The 20146-nt window shown below is 41.5% G+C and carries 20 protein-coding genes and 2 tRNA genes; 2 read left to right on the forward strand and 20 right to left on the reverse strand.

The window, feature by feature from the left end; all coding sequences use genetic code 11:
* Positions 1-407 precede the first annotated feature (407 nt).
* The 16 genes from lysS to spoIIE all read right to left on the reverse strand — a co-directional run bounded on the left by lysS (position 408) and on the right by spoIIE (position 17605).
* Positions 408-1907, reverse strand: coding sequence for a lysine--tRNA ligase (gene lysS, locus AC3WLU_RS23765; protein WP_170946992.1), 1500 nt, complete (start codon positions 1905-1907; stop codon positions 408-410).
* Positions 1908-2095: 188 nt separating this feature from the next.
* Positions 2096-3094 carry a tRNA dihydrouridine synthase DusB gene (gene dusB, locus AC3WLU_RS23770; RefSeq protein ID WP_034316281.1) on the reverse strand — a complete coding sequence of 333 codons (999 nt, stop codon included), beginning with the start codon at positions 3092-3094 and terminating at the stop codon, positions 2096-2098.
* A 24-nt stretch (positions 3095-3118) separates the two neighbouring features.
* The gene (locus tag AC3WLU_RS23775) at positions 3119-3331 is read right to left on the reverse strand and encodes a helix-turn-helix domain-containing protein (RefSeq protein ID WP_034316283.1); all 213 of its coding nucleotides are present in this window, start codon (positions 3329-3331) and stop codon (positions 3119-3121) included.
* Positions 3283-3810, reverse strand: coding sequence for a 2-amino-4-hydroxy-6-hydroxymethyldihydropteridine diphosphokinase (gene folK / locus AC3WLU_RS23780; RefSeq protein WP_034316285.1), 528 nt, complete (start codon positions 3808-3810; stop codon positions 3283-3285). The genes AC3WLU_RS23775 and folK overlap by 49 nt, the downstream gene beginning before the upstream one ends.
* A 2-nt stretch (positions 3811-3812) precedes the next feature.
* The gene (gene folB, locus AC3WLU_RS23785; RefSeq protein ID WP_492598042.1) at positions 3813-4172 is read right to left on the reverse strand and encodes a dihydroneopterin aldolase; all 360 of its coding nucleotides are present in this window, start codon (positions 4170-4172) and stop codon (positions 3813-3815) included.
* Position 4173: 1 nt separating this feature from the next.
* Positions 4174-5010: a dihydropteroate synthase gene (gene folP / locus AC3WLU_RS23790; protein ID WP_095679958.1), complete on the reverse strand. Its 837-nt coding sequence runs from the start codon at positions 5008-5010 to the stop codon at positions 4174-4176.
* Positions 5011-5173: 163 nt separating this feature from the next.
* On the reverse strand, positions 5174-6100 hold the full coding sequence (cysK, locus tag AC3WLU_RS23795; RefSeq protein ID WP_492598043.1) for a cysteine synthase A: 927 nt from the start codon (positions 6098-6100) through the stop codon (positions 5174-5176).
* Between the two features lie 130 nt (positions 6101-6230).
* Positions 6231-7127, reverse strand: a complete 897-nt coding sequence (locus tag AC3WLU_RS23800) for a peptidyl-prolyl cis-trans isomerase (RefSeq protein WP_095679959.1) — start codon at positions 7125-7127, stop codon at positions 6231-6233.
* Between the two features lie 18 nt (positions 7128-7145).
* A complete protein-coding gene (hslO, locus tag AC3WLU_RS23805) occupies positions 7146-8027 on the reverse strand; it encodes an Hsp33 family molecular chaperone HslO (RefSeq protein ID WP_057276509.1) in 882 nt (293 codons plus the stop codon).
* Between the two features lie 26 nt (positions 8028-8053).
* Positions 8054-8833, reverse strand: a complete 780-nt coding sequence (locus tag AC3WLU_RS23810) for a type III pantothenate kinase (RefSeq protein ID WP_034316297.1) — start codon at positions 8831-8833, stop codon at positions 8054-8056.
* A gap of 166 nt (positions 8834-8999) precedes the next feature.
* Positions 9000-11060, reverse strand: coding sequence for an ATP-dependent zinc metalloprotease FtsH (gene ftsH, locus AC3WLU_RS23815; RefSeq protein WP_082854481.1), 2061 nt, complete (start codon positions 11058-11060; stop codon positions 9000-9002).
* Between the two features lie 117 nt (positions 11061-11177).
* Positions 11178-11717: a hypoxanthine phosphoribosyltransferase gene (gene hpt, locus AC3WLU_RS23820; protein ID WP_034316382.1), complete on the reverse strand. Its 540-nt coding sequence runs from the start codon at positions 11715-11717 to the stop codon at positions 11178-11180.
* A gap of 32 nt (positions 11718-11749) precedes the next feature.
* The gene (gene tilS / locus AC3WLU_RS23825) at positions 11750-13144 is read right to left on the reverse strand and encodes a tRNA lysidine(34) synthetase TilS (RefSeq protein WP_328119162.1); all 1395 of its coding nucleotides are present in this window, start codon (positions 13142-13144) and stop codon (positions 11750-11752) included.
* A 93-nt stretch (positions 13145-13237) separates the two neighbouring features.
* Positions 13238-14236, reverse strand: coding sequence for a serine/threonine protein kinase PrkT (gene prkT, locus AC3WLU_RS23830; RefSeq protein WP_413004066.1), 999 nt, complete (start codon positions 14234-14236; stop codon positions 13238-13240).
* Complete coding sequence (locus AC3WLU_RS23835; RefSeq protein ID WP_330501939.1) at positions 14202-14939, reverse strand: VWA domain-containing protein; 738 nt, start codon at positions 14937-14939, stop codon at positions 14202-14204. The genes prkT and AC3WLU_RS23835 overlap by 35 nt, the downstream gene beginning before the upstream one ends.
* A gap of 191 nt (positions 14940-15130) precedes the next feature.
* Entirely contained in the window at positions 15131-17605 is a 2475-nt protein-coding gene (gene spoIIE, locus AC3WLU_RS23840; protein WP_034316302.1) for a stage II sporulation protein E, read from the reverse strand.
* A gap of 327 nt (positions 17606-17932) precedes the next feature.
* Between spoIIE and AC3WLU_RS23845 the strand changes: the two genes are divergently transcribed.
* Positions 17933-18006, forward strand: a tRNA-Met gene (locus AC3WLU_RS23845).
* 21 nt (positions 18007-18027) lie between these two features.
* A tRNA-Glu gene (locus AC3WLU_RS23850) sits at positions 18028-18099 on the forward strand.
* A gap of 166 nt (positions 18100-18265) precedes the next feature.
* On the opposite strand, the gene AC3WLU_RS23855 is transcribed toward AC3WLU_RS23850, so the two are convergent.
* The 4 genes from AC3WLU_RS23855 to yabP form a co-directional block, all read right to left on the reverse strand.
* Positions 18266-18721 (reverse strand): S1 domain-containing RNA-binding protein, encoded by a 456-nt coding sequence (locus tag AC3WLU_RS23855; protein WP_034316303.1) that lies wholly within the window; start codon positions 18719-18721, stop codon positions 18266-18268.
* Positions 18722-18802: 81 nt separating this feature from the next.
* Complete coding sequence (locus tag AC3WLU_RS23860; protein ID WP_034316305.1) at positions 18803-19189, reverse strand: FtsB family cell division protein; 387 nt, start codon at positions 19187-19189, stop codon at positions 18803-18805.
* A 13-nt stretch (positions 19190-19202) separates the two neighbouring features.
* Complete coding sequence (gene yabQ / locus AC3WLU_RS23865) at positions 19203-19835, reverse strand: spore cortex biosynthesis protein YabQ (protein WP_063574547.1); 633 nt, start codon at positions 19833-19835, stop codon at positions 19203-19205.
* Positions 19832-20140 (reverse strand): sporulation protein YabP, encoded by a 309-nt coding sequence (yabP, locus tag AC3WLU_RS23870; protein WP_034316308.1) that lies wholly within the window; start codon positions 20138-20140, stop codon positions 19832-19834. The genes yabQ and yabP overlap by 4 nt, the downstream gene beginning before the upstream one ends.
* Positions 20141-20146: the final 6 nt, after the last annotated feature.

The following is a 20146-nucleotide window of genomic DNA, read 5'->3' on the forward strand; positions in this document are numbered from 1 at the left end:
ATTTGCTTTTTTGATAGTGTGTGCTCACTTAAAATTTAACGTTGGCGCTTTGTTTTGTTCAGTTTTCAAAGAGCAATGTCTTTCGGAACACCTTATTTATAATAACATTTTCATTACTGCAAGTCAACAACTTTTTTAAAACTTTTTAAAGTTTGTAATCTGTTTGCAACTCGTTCGTAACGACAGATATAAATATAACACCATTACGTTAACTGTGCAATACCTTTTATAAAGTTTTTTTGAGATAATGTTGTTTTTCTTTTAAACCCTAGAATCCACTCTATTGAAAGGCATGAAATTATAATTAAAAAACAAAAACCGAATTGGACTTACCAGGATCAGGAGCTACGCCCATGATCCCAGCCATCCGAATTCGGCCCTGCAATCAAAACTCATTTTGCTTATATTTAGCGATGTCTCATTAAAGGGAATAACAGGACGTCACGTATGGAAGGAGAATTGGTCAATAGCATAACCAAACGGTCAACACCAATTCCAAGTCCGCCAGTCGGCGGCATTCCGTATTCTAATGCCTCCAAGAAATCTTCATCCATTTCATGAGCTTCATCATTACCTTGCTCTCGTTCTTTCAATTGAGCTTCAAAGCGTTGACGTTGATCAATAGGATCATTAAGTTCAGTGAAGGCATTTGCGTGCTCCCTACCTACTATGAATAACTCAAAACGATCTGTGAAACGGGAATCTTCCGGATTTTTCTTTGCTAAAGGAGAGATTTCCACTGGATGCCCATAGATGAATGTAGGTTGAATTAACTTATCTTCGACCTTTTGTTCAAAGAATTCATTTACGATATGGCCGAACTCCATGGATTCCTTAACTTCAATCCCATTTTCTTTAGCAAGCTGCTGGGCTTCTTCTTTACTCATTTCAGTCCAGAAGTCCACACCGGTATATTCTTTTACAGCGTCAACCATGTGAAGTCGTTTCCATTCCGGTTTTAACTCTATCTCATACTCCCCATACTGGATGGTAGTCGTCCCAAGAACTTCTTGAGCTATATGGGCAATCAAGTTTTCCGTTAAGCTCATGATATCTTGGTAATCCGCATAAGCTTCGTACAATTCGATCAATGTGAATTCAGGATTATGCCTTGTGGACACCCCTTCATTTCTGAAAACCCGGCCAATTTCATAAACTTTCTCCAATCCGCCAACGATCAAGCGTTTTAGATGAAGTTCAATGGCAATCCTTAAATTCAAAGGCATATCCAAAGCATTATGGTGAGTAAGGAAAGGTCGTGCAGCTGCTCCACCAGCAACAGAGTGCAATAGCGGCGTCTCCACTTCAAGGTATCCATGATCATCCAAATACCTTCTCATGGCTTGTACAATGCGACTGCGCATGATCAACGTATTTTTGCTTTCTTCATTTGTAATTAAATCGACATAGCGTTTCCTGTAACGCTCTTCAACATCCTTCAAGCCATGAAATTTATCAGGCAACGGGCGAAGCGCTTTAGCAAGGAAAACATATTCTTTAGCTTTAATGGAAAGTTCCCCGACTTTCGTTTTGAAAATAACGCCAGTTACCCCTACAAGATCACCAAGGTCCGTTTGATTGAAAATTTGGTAAGAATCTTCCCCTATGTTATCCAAACGGACGTAGATTTGGATTTGGCCGCTAATATCCTGGATATGGGCAAATCCCGCTTTTCCTTTTCCGCGCTTCGTCATGACACGGCCAGCGATCGTAACTTCAATTTCTTTTTCTTCAAGATCTTCTTTTTCTAATTCACCATAAGCACTGATTAACTCTTGCGTGTTATGTGTGCGCTCGAATCTGCTCCCGAAAGGGTCTAGTCCATTATCCATCATCGCTTGCATTTTATCGCGTCTTACCTGCAGTTGGTCATTCAATTCTTCATGACTCACGAAAATCATCTCCATCTTTATTAATAAATGCCTTATATAATTAATCAGAAATTCTTTTGCATACATATTTATTCTTACATAAAGTAAAGGAATTCAACAGCTTTTTATCATAAAACATTGTTTATGTACATATAAAAACTGCCAGGATTACTGGCAGTTTAAGATAAGCGTATTATAGGAAAATAGGAAGGTAATGTCAAACATCAGACCATTTGGATATTTTGTTGCTTCGCTTCAATATCATCAACAAGTCCATAGAGAAGCTTCACAACATCTTCCCTTGTTTCACAATCATTAATTCCTTTGCGTGCCGTAGCATTCCCTTTAACACCCTTTAAATACCAAGAAGCATGCTTACGCATTTCACGAACGGCGACATTTTCATTTTTCAACGCAATCAGACGATCCATATGAAGCACGCAAACATCCATCTTTTCACGAACTGAAGGCTCATCCATCAGTTGACCGGTTTCAAGATATTTTACAGTCCGGTAAATCATCCACGGGTTACCTAGAGCTGCACGGCCGATCATGACTCCATCAACACCCGTTTCCTTCAGCATTCTTTCCGCATCCTGTGGAGTTTCCACATCACCGTTACCGATAAGGGGAATATTAATTGATTTCTTCACTTCACGGATGATGTCCCAGTTAGCTTTTCCTTCATACATTTGAACACGTGTTCTGCCATGCATGGAAACAGCTTTACCACCTGCGCGTTCAACAGCCTGAGCATTTTGAATCGCAAAAACGTGTTCATCATCCCAGCCTATGCGCATTTTTACCGTTACCGGCTTTTCAACAGCATCAACCACCGCTGAAACCATCTCATAAATTTTGTTTGGATCGAGAAGCCACTTCGCACCCGCATCACATTTAGTGATTTTAGGGACAGGGCAGCCCATGTTGATATCAATGATGTCAGCTGTTGTATTTTTATCTACAAATTGCGCAGCTTCAACCAAAGATTTCTTCTCACCGCCAAAGATTTGCAAACTTAACGGCTTTTCTCTTTCATCTATATAAAGCATATTCATCGTTCTAGCATTTTTAAGAACGATTCCCTTGTCACTGACCATCTCCGCACAAACAAGACCAGCACCAAATTCCTTGACAGTCAAGCGGAATGCCGAGTTACAGACTCCCGCCATCGGGGCCAGCACTACCTGGTTCTTCATTTCTATATCGCCTATTCTTAACACATTGTGACCCCCTATAACATTCTTTCATTTATCCTCAGGTGGCTGAAGCTCCTCAATGGAAATATGAAGAATTTCCGCCACTTCCAGTAAAAATGCTTCTGAAGGGTTACGGTTCCCTCGTTCAACTTCTCCCAGCAAGGAAACGGAAACACCTATCTCCCTCGCAAACCCTTCCTGGGTATAACCCTTTAACTTTCGAAAAGCGCGAATACGCCTTCCCCATTTTTCACCTTCCATAATCGAACTCCTTCTTTATCCGAAATCTGTTCAAGCAGGTCGCTCAAAGGTGCACGCATTTGCGGAAGTGATATATCTGGGTCCACTTCCATTAAAGGCACGATAACAAAAGCCCTCTCGCGCATACGAGGGTGCGGGACTGAAAGAATCTCTGTCTCAATATTTTCATGATTATATAACAAAATGTCAAGGTCCAAAGTACGAGGACCCCACCTGATTTCCCTTTTTCTCCCTAAATCCTGTTCAATTTTCATACAAGCGTGAAGTAATTGTTCGGGTTCTAAATCGGTTTTCACTTTAAGGACAGCATTTAAAAAACAGTCCTGGTCTTCATATCCTATCGGATCCGTTTCATATAAAGAGGAGCATGACACCAATTTGATATGCGGGCTTTCAGACAATAATTGGAAAGCCTTTCGGAATGTTTCAAGGCGATCACCTAAGTTCGACCCTATTGAAAGGTAAGCAATATTTCTCACAATCAGCGTCCCCTTACAATCTCTATAGCAACCGAATCATAGTGACCTGCTATTGGAGGATCTGGTTTATAAACCTTAACGGTGCATGTCTCGATGGAAGAATATTTATTAAGCAGTTCAGAGGCGATTTTTTCAGCGACAGCTTCCACTAACTTAAAAGGTTCTCCCTCAACAATATTTTTACACACTTCATATAACTCGCCATAGTTGATTGAGTCTTCAAGGTTGTCACTCTTTCCTGCCTTGGCTAAATCAGTCTGGACGATTAAATCCACTTTAAATCGCTGACCAAGCTTCGTTTCTTCCGGAAAAACTCCATGATAACCGTAAAACTCCATTTTATTCACATATATCTTATCCATATCATTCACCTTTTCCTAATAGAGCATCCATCATCTTTGCAGTCCGTGCCATTTCCTTCACATCATGTACGCGAACCATTTGACAGCCTTGTTGAATGCCATGACAGATTGTGGCGGCCGTTCCTTCCATTCGCTCACTAGGCGGCAGGTCCAGAACATGTCCAATCATGGACTTTCTTGATGTGGCTAACAGAACTGGATAACCTAACGATACCAGCTTATCAAGATTCCTCATCATTTCTAAATTTAACTTTAAATCTTTCGCAAAGCCAATTCCTGGATCGAGTATGATGTTTTCATCCTTGACACCTGCATCCTTCACCAACATGATGCTTTCGAATAAATCTTGAAGTACATCTCGAACAAAATGTCCATATTCCATATTACCCCTGTTATGCATCAAGATGATCGGCACCTTATATTCCGCAGCAACCTTCGGCATCAAGGAATCGGCTTTACCTCCCCAAATGTCATTTAATATATGGGCTCCTGCTTTTACCGCCGCTTCCGCCACTCTTGATTTATACGTATCGACCGATATTGGAACCTCAATATTACGGGATATGGCCTCTATAATCGGGGCGACTCTCTCTATTTCCTCTTCCTCCGATATCCTCTCATAATTAGGTCGGGTGGACTCTCCGCCTACATCCAATATATCCGCTCCATCGTTGACCATCCGTTCGGCATGCTTCAAAGCAGCATCTATCCGATTATATTTCCCGCCATCCGAAAAGGAGTCCGGCGTAACATTCAAAATCCCCATAATTAAGGTTTTATTGCTGTAATCCAAATCAAATGAACCGCACTTTATTTTTGACGCTCCAGCTAATGACATCCAACTTTCTCCTTCACTTAAAGAAATCTATATATACGAGTTTACCCATTTACACAGGCATAGTGCAAGCTCCATGAAGATTCGGAACACTTCTGCAAACATTACTGCAAAAAGAAAAGCAAAGCCCCTAAGGAACTTCGCTTCTCACTTTTAGTGTCTTGTCTTACTCAAAGTTATATAATGGCGTACTTAAGTAGCGTTCACCATTACTTGGTATGATGGCAAGTACCTTTTTGCCTTTTCCCAGTTTGTCAGCCACTTTAACGGCAGCTGCGATTGCACCTCCAGAAGAAATTCCGCCAAGGATTCCTTCTTCTTTTGCTGCGCGGCGTGCATAATCAAAGGATTCCTCTGTATTGACTTGAATGATTTCGTCATAGAGATCTGTATTCAATATAGTTGGAATGAAGCCTGCTCCGATTCCTTGGATTTTATGAGGTCCTGGAGTCCCTCCTGATAATACTGGGGAATCCGCAGGTTCAACAGCGTAAATTTTAATGTCAGGGAATTTCTCACGCAGGACTTCACCGGCACCTGTAATGGTTCCGCCAGTACCGATTCCGGCAACGAATGCATCCAGGCCTTCATCTCCAAAGGCTTCAACGATTTCAGGGCCTGTTGTGTTCCGATGTACTTCAGGGTTGGCTTCGTTTTCGAATTGCTGTGGAATGAAGTAACCTTTTTCTTTAGAAAGCTCAGTCGCCTTTGCGATTGCACCCTTCATTCCTTCTGGCCCAGGAGTAAGAACTAATTCTGCGCCATAAGCGCGAAGCAAGTTACGGCGTTCCAAGCTCATCGTCTCCGGCATAACCAGAATTGATTTATAGCCCTTTGCCGCAGCTACCATCGCCAGGCCTATTCCAGTATTTCCGCTTGTAGGTTCAATGATCGTATCACCTGGTTTAAGGGTACCATTTTTTTCTGCCGCTTCGATCATCGCAAAGGCGATACGGTCTTTTACACTGCTGCCTGGGTTAAAATACTCAAGTTTCAAATAAATATCTGCACTGTTTTCATTTTGAAGCTTGTTTAACTTAACAATAGGTGTTTGTCCAATTAAATCGATTACAGAATTAGCTATACGTGCCATTTTCTCCACTCCCTTATCATTTCAATACCGAGTATGTTTATTGGTTTTATAATTTTAAAGTTACCAGTTTTAATAGTTCATTGTCAATGATTATATACTATATTCTAAATTTTCTCACACAACCATTGACCTACTTTTCTTCCTTCAATCCATAAAACCATTCTACATCAAATTCGTCCCAGAAAATTTTCCCTGAGACCGGTGCCTGAATCTGTTCAAGAGCTATTTGGCGGCGAATCTTGTCTTTAACTTCATCATATTCATATTGCTTGCCCTCTATTCTTTCATGCAGGTAGAGAACGGCCCAGCCATCCTCCGTTTGGATTGCATCACTCCACTTTTTAACCTTCAATTTCTCGGCAGCGGTAATGTATTCCTTGGATACTTGCTCGTTATCCTGTGATATATAACCCATGTCGCCCCCTTGATTGGCAGTAAATTCATCAAGGGACTTTTCCATCGCCAAGACTTCAAAGGAGACACCTTTCTCCAGTTCACGTATGACTTGGTCTGCCTGCTTTTTTGTAGACGTGGTAATATGGGAAATATGGAAAGCAGTAGGGATTCTATAGATATCCTTATTATTATCATAATAATTCCGCATTGCCGTTTTGGAAACCGAAACGTCCTTGGTGAGGAGCTTCTCGAGGAGGAGACTCGACTGAATTTCCTGCCTCAATTGATCGTTACTTTTATTAAGGTTCTGACCGGCAGTCCCATACATCGTTTTCATCATTTTAAGTTCACGATCTAGCTCTTCATCCGAAATTTTCACTTTGTATTTTTCAGCTGCCTGTTTAACTACCTCTTTATCGACCATTTCCTCAAGTACATCTTCCCCATATCTTTTTTCGAGCTCATTCATCCATGCGTCCCGGGAAATATCCTTCGACCCGACCTTCGCGGCCGTTTCTTCCCCAATGACGGTTTTTGAAATGATTAGTGGTTTTATGACAAAGATAATGATAGTCAATAGGTTCAACAAGGCAAGGCCAGCAATAATCGCCCGAAGCTTGTGTTTTGGCAAACCCTTATCCCCCGTACATTATTTTTTGGTTTCCGCTTCCAGTTCCTCAAGTTCTTCCTTAGAGAATTGGTAGGTCTGATTACAAAAATGACAATGCGCCTCCGCTTGTCCGTCTGTATCAATAATATCCCGAATCTCAGCCTGCCCCAGGCTGATCAATGCAGTCGCAATTCTTTCCCTTGAACATTGACAGGAGAATTGGACATCCATTTTTTCTAATATATTCACATTGCCCTCACCTAAAATTTCGGTTAGGATTTCTTCAGGAGTCATGCCGTTTTGAATCATCTTGGAAACAGGAGTAATCGTGCTTAGTCTTTTTTCGATTTTCGAAATCGTATCTTCGGATGTACCCGGCATCAACTGAATGATAAATCCGCCCGCTGCAAGGATTGAATTATCCGGATTCACCAGGACCCCAACCCCCACTGATGAAGGCACCTGTTCGGAAGTAACAAAGTAATAAGTGAAATCTTCACCCAGTTCTCCAGATACAAGCGGTACTTGCCCTGAAAAGTAATCACGAAGACCAATATCTTTCACAACAGTCAACAAACCATCGGTACCCACCGCTTTCCTGACATCCAGCTTACCTTGCTCATTCAAATCAAAGTGGGTTTGCGGATGTGTGACATATCCGCGGACTTCCCCCTTTGCATTGCTGTCGACCAGGATGGATCCAATCGGACCACCGCCCTCGATTTTAATCGTCAGCTTTTCTTCACCTTTTAACATTCCACCCATCATAACGCCTGCCGTCATAGCCCGTCCAAGGGCAGCCGAAGCAGTGGGCCATGTATAATGGCGTCGCTGAGCTTCTCCTACGGTGTCTGTTGTTGAAACAGCATATGCACGAACCTGTCCTTCATAACCTAACGCCTTTATTAGATAATCCTTCATTTATATTGCTCCTTTCATGCTTTGTGTTACTTCTTCACTTGCTCACGATTACGTTTATAAATCAGCTGCAAACCCTTCAAGGTCAAAAATGGCTCCACAACGTCAATAACAGTAGACTCATTTGCAATTAAGGTAGCCAGTCCGCCTGTCGCTATTACCGTTGGTTCTAGATTACTTTGCGCTTTAATTCGATTAACGATTCCTTCTACCTGCCCAACATACCCATACAAAATGCCAGCCTGCATGGCGGACACCGTATTTTTCCCAATAATCCCTTCCGGACGGCTGATTTCTATTCTCGGAAGTTTGGCTGCCTTTGAATAAAGTGCCTCGGTAGAAATATTTATACCCGGGGCAATGGCTCCGCCCATGTATTGTTTATCCTCATTTATGTAGCAATATGTAGTTGCCGTTCCAAAATCCACGATAATGAGAGGGCTTCCATATTCCTGAATGCCAGCAACAGCATTAACGATTCGGTCCGCTCCCACCTCACGGGGATTTTCGTATTTAATATTCAATCCAGTTTTTATTCCAGGTCCAACTATAAGCGGTTTAATTCCAAAGTATTTTTTGCACATGCGTTCAAGCGCAAACATAATTGGCGGAACTACCGAAGAAATAATGATTCCATCAAATTGATCAAACGCAAGACTTTCATGCTGAAGCAAAGACTTTATGATCATTCCATACTCATCTTCTGTCTTGTGACGGTTAGTCTCAATTCGCCAATGATATTTTAAAATATCTTCATCGTATACGCCTAATACGGTATTCGTATTCCCAACATCCAATACAAAAATCATCGTTTCATCACTCCGGTAAATTATTCTCCAACATCATACCACACTGTTATTTCCCACGCTATTAGTCGCACTTTTCGGAAGGTATCCCAGGAACTTTATCATAATTAATTTAAGAGTTAAGAAAAGGGTATTTCCGAGGCGGAAATACCCTTTTGAATTTAGTCGATTAAGACTTTTTATTGTCGTCTTCATTCGGGAAGGAAAGCGGCTGATCTTGAGGTGCACCTTCTTTGATTGGAGGAGTATTCAATCCTTCCTCCGTTATTTCAAGGTCCTCAGGTCCTCTTTTATCCAATGGATCTAATAGGGCCTCTTTTTCTTCCTTCTTCTTATTGATGTTCACCTTGACATTCTCATCAGTGGTTAGATTCCCATTCAGGGCCGTATAATCCCGATCTGGCAATTTACCATTATGGAATAAACCTTTGATTTGTTCCGCATCAAGTGTTTCCACTTCAAGCAGGGTTTTTGCAACCAAATCAAGTTTTTCACGATTTTCAGTAAGGATTTTCTTACATCTTTCGTAAGCTTCCTTGATGATACGTTGAATTTCAAGATCGATTTCATATGCTATTGCATCTGAATAGTTTTGATCATTGTTGAAATCGCGGCCTAGGAAGACCTGACCTTGAGAATTACCGAATTGAAGCGGTCCGAGCTTGCTCATTCCATATTCCATAACCATGCTACGAGCTATGCCCGTTGCACGCTGGAAGTCGTTATGCGCACCGGTACTCACTTCTCCGAATGTAACTTCTTCGGCAACACGGCCACCCAATAGTCCTACGATTTTATCTTTTAGCTCAGGTTCCGTCATGAAGAAACGATCTTCTTTCGGCAGCATAACTGCATAACCGCCGGCTTGACCACGAGGGACAATCGTAACTTTATGAACGATTTCGGCATCATCCAGAACCAGCCCAATAATGGTATGGCCTGCTTCATGCCACGCTACGATATTTCTTTCCTTTTTGGAAATGACACGGTTTTTCTTGGCAGGTCCGGCGATAACGCGATCCGAAGCTTCATCCAAATCGGACATGTCGATCTTCTTCTTATCTTGACGGGCAGCAACAAGCGCCGCTTCATTCAGTAAGTTTTCAAGATCTGCACCAGAAAATCCTGGAGTGCGCTGAGCGATCGCTTTCAAATCGACTGTTTCCGCTAATGGTTTATTGCGTGCATGCACTTTCAGCACTTCTTCACGGCCTTTAACATCAGGGCGGCCTACCGTTATTTGACGGTCAAAACGTCCCGGACGCAATAGTGCCGGATCCAATACATCAGCACGGTTAGTCGCAGCGATGATGATGATTCCTTCATTACCACCGAAACCGTCCATTTCCACCAGTAATTGGTTCAATGTCTGTTCACGTTCATCGTGACCGCCACCTAGACCTGCGCCACGTTGACGACCGACTGCATCAATTTCATCGATGAAGATGATACATGGTGCATTCTTCTTAGCATTTTCAAACAAATCACGAACACGGGATGCACCGACACCCACAAACATTTCAACAAAATCAGAACCACTGATTGAGAAGAAAGGAGTTCCGGCTTCACCAGCTACTGCTCGTGCAAGTAAAGTTTTACCTGTACCAGGAGGCCCGACTAAAAGTACCCCTTTAGGAATACGGGCTCCAAGCTCGGCATATTTGCGAGGATCTTTCAAGAATTCAACGACCTCGACAAGTTCCTGCTTTTCTTCGTCCGCCCCGGCAACATCATTGAAGCGAACTTTTTTCTTATCATCATTATACAATTTCGCCTTACTTTTCCCGAAGTTCATGACACGGCCACCGCCGCCGCCCTGAGCTTGGTTAAGTAAAAAGAAGAAGAGGATAAAAATGATTACAAATGGAATGATGGAAGTGAAAAATGTCACCCAGCCACTTGTTTTTTCTGGAGGTTCCACAGTGATGATGTCCTTACCCAACTTGGTTACGGCATCATTTATCCGACTTTGCGAATATTCACTGAAAGGCACGTACGTCACAAAGAATTTGTTTTCCTCATAACCTTTGAGCTTTCCTGTGATTTCAAATACACTGCTTTCGGGCTGCATCGTCAGTGCAGTAACGTCCCCATTCTCCAAATGCTTATAGAATTCATCTTGGGTCATTTTCTCCGTTGGTTCATTGTTATTATTAAAAATGCTTACAATCCCAATGATGACCAAAAAGATCAGTAAATAAAATATGGTATTACGGAAGATCCGATTCATCCCTTACCTCCTCCCACGGGTAAACAAACTATAGTAAATACTATCATATAAAATTAATGAATTACAATAATTTAACACCGCTGTTTTTATCTGGTCTTCCCTTTCAAACTTGTACGATTAATTCGAGTAAATTTCAGGCTTCAATATGCCAATATACGGGAGATTACGATACTTTTCCGCAAAATCAAGACCATATCCGACAACAAATGCATCCGGGACGATGAACCCGGCATAGTCCGGAGTGATATCCACTTTCCTGCCTGTTGGTTTATCCAATAAGGTAACGATTTTAATTGATTTTGCTTTTCGATAACGGAAAAGTTCCGCAAGATAGCTAAGAGTCAAACCGCTGTCGATAATATCTTCGATGATTAAAATATCCCGGCCTTCAACCGATGTATCAAGGTCCTTGATGATTTTCACTTCACCGGACGATACAGTGGAGTTACCATAGCTTGAAACATCCATAAAGTCCATTTCAAGATGTGTATCCACACGTTTCAGTAAGTCTGACATAAATGGCATGGCGCCTTTCAGCACTCCGATGGCCAACGGGAACTTACCTTGGTAATCAGCTTCTAGCTGCGCACCCAATTCCCTTATTTTCAATTGAAGTTCTTCCTCTGATATTAAAACTTTTTCAATGTCGTTTTGCATGGTCATTGTAATTAATTGCCCCCCATGAAGAATTAAGCTTTTTTATATTCTAAGTAAATTAAAGATTTTTCATCAGAAATTATATCCGGCTCGACATTCGACTTCTTTAAACCGGGCAGCCAAATCGCCGTTCCCGTTTGATCGATGATGACCGGCCACACATTTCTTTCTAGCATCGGGATCTTTTCATTAATAAAAATATCCTTTAACTTTTTAGTTCCACCTAATCCCTTGACGGCCATCCGTTCGCCTTTATTCCTGGTTCGGACTGTAAGCGGAAACTGAACAGCTGATTCGGGAAGAATAAAAGAATGATTTCCCCTAAGTACCGGAATTTCTTCTTTTATATAGTGCGCTTTAATCTTATATCCATTCGGAAGAATAGTCTCACCGGGAATTTGTAATTTTAGGGAATATTCACGGCTTTTTTGCCGAAAAAATCTAAACGTGCAAGTTTGATATGATTTTTCCGCAATAAGGCCCTCCGGAAGATGCAATTCTGCAGATGGTTGAGGATTCAAAAACAAAACTAAAAGTTGGTCAATATGTAATGCCGAAAGCGATGAAGGTCTCTCCAAATAAAGATAGTTTAATATTAGTTGAATCGCCCTTCTTTGTAAAGGTTTAGGCATCGCGAGAACCTTATCAATCTGAATAACCGCTTGATCTTTATCCTGCTGGATCCAAACCTCGGACATTTTGCTTGAAACCAGGTTCAAAAAAAACTCTTCATCTTCATATAGCTCTTCACTGAATCGTTGAAAATGCTCATGAACCTTTCTATTTTCTTTCTTTAAAAACGGAAGAACTTCATGTCTAAAACGATTTCTTGCATAGACACCCGTTTCATTGCTCGGATCAAACCTTGGTTCAATATCATGAAGGCCCGCATATTCGATTATTTGGCTTTTCGTGATTTCAAGAAAAGGCCTGATCAGATCCCCTGTATGAAAACGTCTCTTTATAGGAATACCCGCTCTTGCCTTGCCTGTCGCCCCTCTTGTTAAACGCATGAGCATCGTTTCTATTTGATCATCTCCATGATGCCCCAGGACAAGCGTGGAGGCTTGATGCTTATCCATCACTTCCTCATAGAAAGCAAAACGCAGCTTTCTTGACGTTATTTGTGAACTTTCCCCCGTCTGTTCCATCCGGGCAGGAACATCGATCCTTTTTCCTTCAAATGTAATGCCCCACCGTTCACAAATATGCTCGACATATTTATAATCCCCATAGGATTCTTCACCACGAAACATATGGTCAACACTTGCTACGATCATCTCGTAATGAAAAAGAGGTTGAATTTCCTTAAGGATATGGAGAAGCACCAGCGAGTCCGGTCCTCCGGAAACGCCTATTAGCAACTTCGAGTTTTCCTTAATCAATTCGTTTCTATAAATGGTGCTCAGAACTTTTTCCTTTAACATACAATCTTCCTTCTTTATGGACAGGCATTAGTTTTATACGATTGAATCCTGAAATGGTTTCAACCATTTCGTGGCATTCACCTAATAACTATATCATAACAACTGTTCATATATGTAAAGAACATAGAGCATCGATATGATGGCAACCAGCAAAAACGTTTCAAAAAAACCGCCGCTTTTCTTTTTTGGTTGGTTTTGGGACCTTCTTGCTTGCCTTGTTGAAGGCTGCACGGTTTGCTGCTGACCCGTCGCTGTCTGGTTCGGGCCCTTTTTCTTCGAATGATTTTGCTTACTTAGCACCGTTACCAGATCCTCCCGCATTTGGATGGCTGAGTCATACTGTCCGCGGAGCGCCTTATCCAACATCTTCCTGTATGGATGCAATTCCTTTTTCTGCTTAATTAAGTCGTTAAGCTGTTTATACCCCTCCCCTTTCTTCTGGAAACGTCCGGGATAGGCAGAATTGATTATAATCATTGCTACAGCGAACAAGTCATATTGCGGATCGGCCTTTCTTGATCCAAGTCCCCAGTACCCCCTGTCAAAAAACTCGGTGAATTCTTTAACAGACCGCCCGATCAAGGTGGTTCCGCCAACATCCACGCACCGTACCTTATATGCTGGTGATGTCACGATCAAATTCTCGGGTTTCAAATCACCGAACACCCAGCCATTGGAATGCAAGGCAGACAAGCTTGTTAAGAGCTGAAGCATCAAGACTCCAATCCATGACGACCCTTTCTTATCAATGAAACGCAAAAAATCGTGTCCATGGATATATTCCATGACATAAAAAGGGAGCTGCTTTCCTGTTTTCATGAAATCATCCGCTTCCAAAAAGGAAGGTCCAAGGGTAGACCCCTGGACCTTTGAAAAGGATTTTAGGATATTCATCTCCGAAATAATGGACGTCCCATTATCACTGAGCTTTAAAGCATAATGACGATTTCCGCTTTCAACCAAATAAACGATCCCGTTCGCTCCACACCCCAATTCCTTAATTATTTTGTACTGGTTTTTATTCCATTTTCCAGTGACCAAACTGCCAGGCAGAAGTTTACATTGATTCCTCAAAGTATTGTTCATCATCATGTGATAACAATCCCCTCAATGAACGTTTTTTATTGAAATGAGTTAAAGCTTCACGAATGGCTGGACCTGTCGGAGTGAGTCCCCCTGTACTGAGCTTAAGAAAAGTTGCCGTCAAGGCTTCGAGGTTCGGGGTCCAATCCAGCAACTTTTCAACGTCATTTCTTTTCCCAGGAAATACGAATACGGAAAAACGGCTGTCACCCATCCTTGCATTCATACTAAGGGAAAGATCTAATAAGGAATCTTTTACTGTAGGCAGTTTATGTTTCATGCTTGCACTGGTATCAACAAGAATCAGTACTTCGAGCTTGCTTGTTTCCCCAAGCTCATCGACCACCTCCATCACCTCTCCCCGTTTATCCGGCGGAAGATCCTCCATCGTTTTTGAATCTCCTAGTATTTGTTGAAGTTCGCGATTGATAACTCCCTGTATCGTTTGAGTCATCGCCTTTTGTGTCACCATCTGGACGGTTTGGGACAACTGCTGCGAATAGACTACTTGACTTACGCCACCTCCTGAACCAGCAATCTTCTCGATTTCCTTAAGTCCCTTTTCATCTATCACATCATTTTCCATTACACCTATGACATTGATGGTTATGCCTTGCTCCCTTGCTAATTCAGCCATGGCAGACGGCTCCTCACCATGATTTGAACATCCGTCGGTTATAAGCAAAATCTGTCTTAATGTTCCTGCTTTCATGTTTTGCTCTCCCTTCCTATCAATTTGTTACCATAATTGACTAAAAAAAGGGAAATTATACGCAAAAGACATTACATCAAGTCATATCATGGAGCGTAATGATTGAAAAGAGTTCATCCCTTTACCTTTTATCCTTCTTCCATTTACACCACCTCATTTTGGGTTTTATTTATTTTATATATAAACGGCCCCTACTGGGCCTTTTTGCGTTTTGGGGAAACGGGAATGGATGCCCATTTCGGTGTGTTATGCTTAATTTTCGATGTTACCACTGTCATGTCATCATCTATGATGCCTTTCGTTCGGATGACCTCTTCCAATATTAAATCAGAGATTTCCTGCGGATCGTCAGTTTCCATTTCCTTGATTTTTCGTTTTAGCCAGAACTCGATATTTTCGACATGTGAGGGGCCATCGAACACTCCATCGCTCATCATGATTAATATATCCCCTGCCTTCAGCTCTTCTGATACTACATCAACATCGAAATCCTGGATGATTCCCATAGGGAGGTTACTTGATTCAATTTTTATTATCCTATCCCCCCTTTTAATGAAACTCGGTATCGAACAGATTTTTAAAAACTTAGCCCTTGCGTCCTGAAGATCAATCATTGCCAAATCAAGAGTCGAAAATATTTCATCGGTAGTGCGTAGAGATAATACGGAGTTTACGGATTTAATGGCTATTTTTTCTTCTATTCCCGATTGTAAAAATTTTTGTAGCAGCTTCAATGTTTCTGTACTTTCAAAATGGGCCCTTTCCCCATTTCCCATTCCATCACTGATGGCTATTGCGAATTTGCCGCAGCCAATTTCCATGGTCGTAAAACTATCTCCTGATACAAGCCCTCCCCCCTTGGCAGCATGAGCCACACCCGTTTCGACCGTGAATTTTTTTGCTGACCTAAATATCACCTCACATTGCCCGCTTGGATACGTTGCACACTCTTCTGAATGTACGACTATCGTTTCCCCTAAAATGTCTGAAAGCATAGGTGCAATCAACTTTTCACATTCCCCTCTGCCCTGGCAGTATGGGACACTCATCTCTATATCAACATTTCCTTGTTCTAGACTGTATATTTCCACATGGCCTATGTGCAGGCCAAAATCCTGGATGGCTTCCAAAATGGATTCTTCATGTACATGATGATTCTTCCTTTCCCTTTGTATTTCTTTTGCAAAATCATCCATTACTGCCGAAACGCCCCGCAGTTGATCCGCCACTAGCTTCCGACTTTCCTTCACCTGCCTTTTTAATTTTTGGTTAGCTTCAAAATAAGTGAGCTCCTGTGATATCGCCCCAATCACCTGAGGCCCGCGACTGCAATATTTCCCCCATTCTTTCGAAGTTTTTTGGGGGAGCTGACCATTATTTTCACTTAATTGAAGCATAATTTCCTGCATGCCGTCATAGGTTGTATTAAAGTTCTTGGACCAGCATTGTTCCTTTTTAAAACAAAGCTGGCACGTCTTTTCCGTTACATTACTTAAGAAGTAGTCGAATTCTTTCTCATCTTCCTCCAATCTTCCCCTTTCATCCACTTGGGAAAAGCTATTAGAGAGCGCCTCAAATACATGTGAGAATTGCTCCACCCTTTGAGCGGTGACATCCCTCACTTTTCGGGCATACTGCTGCTGTTCATCAGAATTCTCGACTGTTCCCGGTATATGTTTCGCTATTTTGTTGATGATGGATGACGGTGTCAATATAAATAGGGCCACAGCTATAAGTGATTCATAAAGGGTCACCATAATATTATTGGTGCCCTCACCGTATAAACCTATCAGTAATGTAGCAATCAAGAGGCCGCTAGCAACCCCTATCTTCCTTCCCTCCTTCAACAGTCCGCCCAGAAGCCCTGAAAATGCGAGAAGGCTCATTTGATATAGACTGGCAATACTCGCCAAGCTGAATATCAATCCAGTAACTACACCTACAGTGGAGCCTATGGCGGCCCCTCCCGCCAGCCCGAAGAGGAGGACCAGGTATCGTGAGAATATATGGTCGAGTGATAAATCGTATATCATCCAGCCGATCGTTCCGGTCATCACCGAAGCCAGCAAGATGATGATGCTGACAATTTCCTCCGTCTTTAATGACTGGGACTTTGTCCTAACGGTCAGCATCGGGATGGACTGTATGAAGATTAAAGTTAAAATCATCGCGAGTCCCGCCTCTACTCCTATCATCATCAAGTCGTACAGCTGAATCGTTCGAAATACCAGATATTGCTCGGCCAGGTTGACCAGGAATAGTGAAGCGAAGACGTACATCGACATCGTCTTGAATTGTCCTTCCACGGCGGGCTTCTTGATCTTATGAAATAACAGGAGCAGGAACGCCGATGCAAAGATGACTAAACTATTCGAATAGTGAACGGTCAGCCCACCTGCAATTAATCCGAATAAAGCCAGTGGAGCCCTATCACGTCTCATGAGAAAAACGGCTGCGAAAAACGGAAGTCCAAATGGTGCCAGCTGCGAAAGAATTAGAGCCCTTCCTAATAAAAAACCGATGATTGCTAAAGAGATACCTTTTTTTATGAATATGTCTTCACTCTTCATTTGCAGTTGTTGGATCCAATTGATGGCCCCTGCCTTCGCTTCTTTTAACTGAACATCTCCAAGAGGTTCCATCATAGGTCTTTCCACTTTTTCCATTTCAACACCCCATTCGTATTAGTGATTTTTATTATAAAGAGGGCTTGTCTATTTTTTTGTCAGAATTTTATAAGCGGATAAGAAAAACGTTCGACGAAATTCTTCTTGAATAATCATTTGTATACAGGTTTTTGTGCCATTTTTTCCAATACAGAAACGGGTGTTCTTTTTTTTTTGAAGAAAAGCAAAGTTTTTAGGTTATTTTTGCGGAAAATAACCCGAATAAATAATCAGGAAATGGAAACCGACAAACTTTAATATTTTTGTTGACATTTTTTCTTCACGAATGTAAGATATAACTTGTGCTTCAGTAGCACTTACCATTATGGCGGCGTAGCTCAGCTGGCTAGAGCGTACGGTTCATACCCGTGAGGTCGGGGGTTCGATCCCCTCTGCCGCTATCTTTTATCATGAAACTTTTTGGCCCGTTGGTCAAGCGGTTAAGACACCGCCCTTTCACGGCGGTAACACGGGTTCGAATCCCGTACGGGTCATCAAATACCAAAAGCGCCTCTGCACACTTATATCAGTAAGTGTACAGAGGCGCTTTTTTCATGTCGTACTATAATAAAAGAAGACAAGCCGGCAAGCTTGCCTTTATCTACACTATGAATAATTTCACAGGAAAAGTTGCTAAACTATTATTTTTCAGCAGCAGTTTTATCCGCGTCTTCCTCCTCGACCTCCCCGTTTCGTTTCGGTGCTACGTTTTAGGGTCGTTAAGCGGTCTTCGCTATCTTTTAAGAATTTAGCCATTTTTTGCTCAAAGTTTTCTTTCGGTTGGAAACCATTTCCTTTCGAGCGGAAGTCTTTGGAACGGCTGTCATTCCCTCTACCTTGGCGCGGACGTGGTGTGTATGCAGGTTTTTGTTCAACTTCAGGACGGTCTATCGCTTTTTTTATGGACAAGCCAATCTTGCCATCTTTAACGTTGATGACTTTCACCTCAACTGTATCGCCCACTTTTAAATGATCATTGATATCCTTGACATAGTTATCAGCCACTTCACTGATATGGACAAGACCGGTTGAACCTTGAGGTAGCTCTACAAATGCACCAAAATTAGTTATGCCTGTTACTTTACCTTGTAACTTGCTGCCTACTTCGATTGACATAAAAAAAATGTTCCTCCTTAGAAATGTTAAAAAAATCTCTTCACCCTATATTATAACGAAAGTAAAAAAACAGTGTCAATATTAGTCACTATCTTCCTTCCCTTTTGGAAGGGTAAAAATGATTTCACCTTTTTCAGACAAGAAATAATCCCGTCTTGCTATTTTTGCTATATAGTCGTCATCATTAAGCTTTACGATTTCTTCTTTAAGAAGGGTCTCGTCTTTTTTCAATTCAGCTAACTTTCCCTTCAATTCTTGCTTTTGCTGAACTTTCTCATCCAGTGCAACATTTTGCGTTATGAGGGTGGAAACGGCAAAAATCAAAAAGACAGCGGCGAAAACTGAGTAAAGGGTTAATCTACGCATTAGACCACGCTTCTTTTTTTCTACGGTTTGTACTTTTTTCTCTTGTTGAGCGACGTAGGGATTTTCTATTTTTGCCACTTTCCTTTTACGCAGGCTACTCATTTTTTATCGCTCCTCATTTCTTTTTATTTCTCCATCCATTTAGCGTTCTAAATATAGAATTCTTTATTTTCAATAAAATACCTTTTCCTTTATTATAAAACTTCCCGACGTTTTTCGTAACAAAAACCGGCAATAAATTCCATATATAAGTCAGAATCCATTTTAATGGTCTCCAGAATATATTCAAAATAAAGAGAAGTATTTTCCCCGCCCATTTTAATAAGGCCAAAACGAACTTACCTATCCCGATGATGATGGCCAATATGGATACTATTACCCATTTTATCGGTAGAAATATCAGCATGTGAACCGAATTCGCTATAAATCTCGCCAACTTTATCACAAGTATTATCAAAAACTCCAAAAAACGTTGATAGAATCCTTTGAAAAGTGCTTGATAAGCTGAAAAACCGCATAATAAGGCCAAAAATAAATAGAAGCGAAACTCTCCCTCATTCACTAAAAACAAAACATAAAAAATAAGGAGACCCTGAATGATCCAGAAAAGGAAGTCATGGATGAATACAATCCACCTTTTCCTTTCTGAACGATTCAGGAACCGGCTATACGTATCCAGGGCAGCTCCAAAGCCACTGCCCATGCCTATCATCGCAAGCAACGTATAAAATTGGATCGTTAAGGTCATTTGAACAACTTGCCAAAGAATCCTTTAGCTTTCTCCCCTGATTGCTCATCTAAATAAACAAGGTCGAAAATCTTTCCCTTAATGGAAACGATGCCTTTATCAACATCCAAATTCTTCATTTGCAAGTTTTGGCCCCGGATAGATAAGAATCCCATTGACGTTTCGAGCAGAAACTCTTCATTATCAAAGCTTTCGACTTGTTTGACACCAGTAATATCAAGTAAACGGCGGCCTTTCATCGTTACATCATGCTCTTGGGTCGTTCCCTTTGTGTAACCAGCATTCGGATCAATATATTGGCTCATTTTATC

This window comes from Peribacillus sp. FW305-BF15 (assembly GCF_058783805.1).

Coding starts and splice junctions, on each gene's coding strand:
- lysS (WP_170946992.1), bottom strand. CDS start 1,907: ATGGAGATGATTTTCGTGAGTCATGAAGAATTGAATGACCAACTGCAG.
- AC3WLU_RS23775 (WP_034316283.1), bottom strand. CDS start 3,331: ATGGAAGGTGAAAAATGGGGAAGGCGTATTCGCGCTTTTCGAAAGTTA.
- folB (WP_492598042.1), bottom strand. CDS start 4,172: ATGGATAAGATATATGTGAATAAAATGGAGTTTTACGGTTATCATGGA.
- folP (WP_095679958.1), bottom strand. CDS start 5,010: ATGTCATTAGCTGGAGCGTCAAAAATAAAGTGCGGTTCATTTGATTTG.
- cysK (WP_492598043.1), bottom strand. CDS start 6,100: ATGGCACGTATAGCTAATTCTGTAATCGATTTAATTGGACAAACACCT.
- hslO (WP_057276509.1), bottom strand. CDS start 8,027: ATGAAGGATTATCTAATAAAGGCGTTAGGTTATGAAGGACAGGTTCGT.
- AC3WLU_RS23810 (WP_034316297.1), bottom strand. CDS start 8,833: ATGATTTTTGTATTGGATGTTGGGAATACGAATACCGTATTAGGCGTA.
- ftsH (WP_082854481.1), bottom strand. CDS start 11,060: ATGAATCGGATCTTCCGTAATACCATATTTTATTTACTGATCTTTTTG.
- hpt (WP_034316382.1), bottom strand. CDS start 11,717: ATGCAAAACGACATTGAAAAAGTTTTAATATCAGAGGAAGAACTTCAA.
- tilS (WP_328119162.1), bottom strand. CDS start 13,144: ATGTTAAAGGAAAAAGTTCTGAGCACCATTTATAGAAACGAATTGATT.
- prkT (WP_413004066.1), bottom strand. CDS start 14,236: ATGATGATGAACAATACTTTGAGGAATCAATGTAAACTTCTGCCTGGC.
- AC3WLU_RS23835 (WP_330501939.1), bottom strand. CDS start 14,939: ATGAAAGCAGGAACATTAAGACAGATTTTGCTTATAACCGACGGATGT.
- spoIIE (WP_034316302.1), bottom strand. CDS start 17,605: ATGGAAAAAGTGGAAAGACCTATGATGGAACCTCTTGGAGATGTTCAG.
- AC3WLU_RS23855 (WP_034316303.1), bottom strand. CDS start 18,721: ATGTCAATCGAAGTAGGCAGCAAGTTACAAGGTAAAGTAACAGGCATA.
- AC3WLU_RS23860 (WP_034316305.1), bottom strand. CDS start 19,189: ATGAGTAGCCTGCGTAAAAGGAAAGTGGCAAAAATAGAAAATCCCTAC.
- yabQ (WP_063574547.1), bottom strand. CDS start 19,835: ATGACCTTAACGATCCAATTTTATACGTTGCTTGCGATGATAGGCATG.
- yabP (WP_034316308.1), bottom strand. CDS start 20,140: ATGAGCCAATATATTGATCCGAATGCTGGTTACACAAAGGGAACGACC.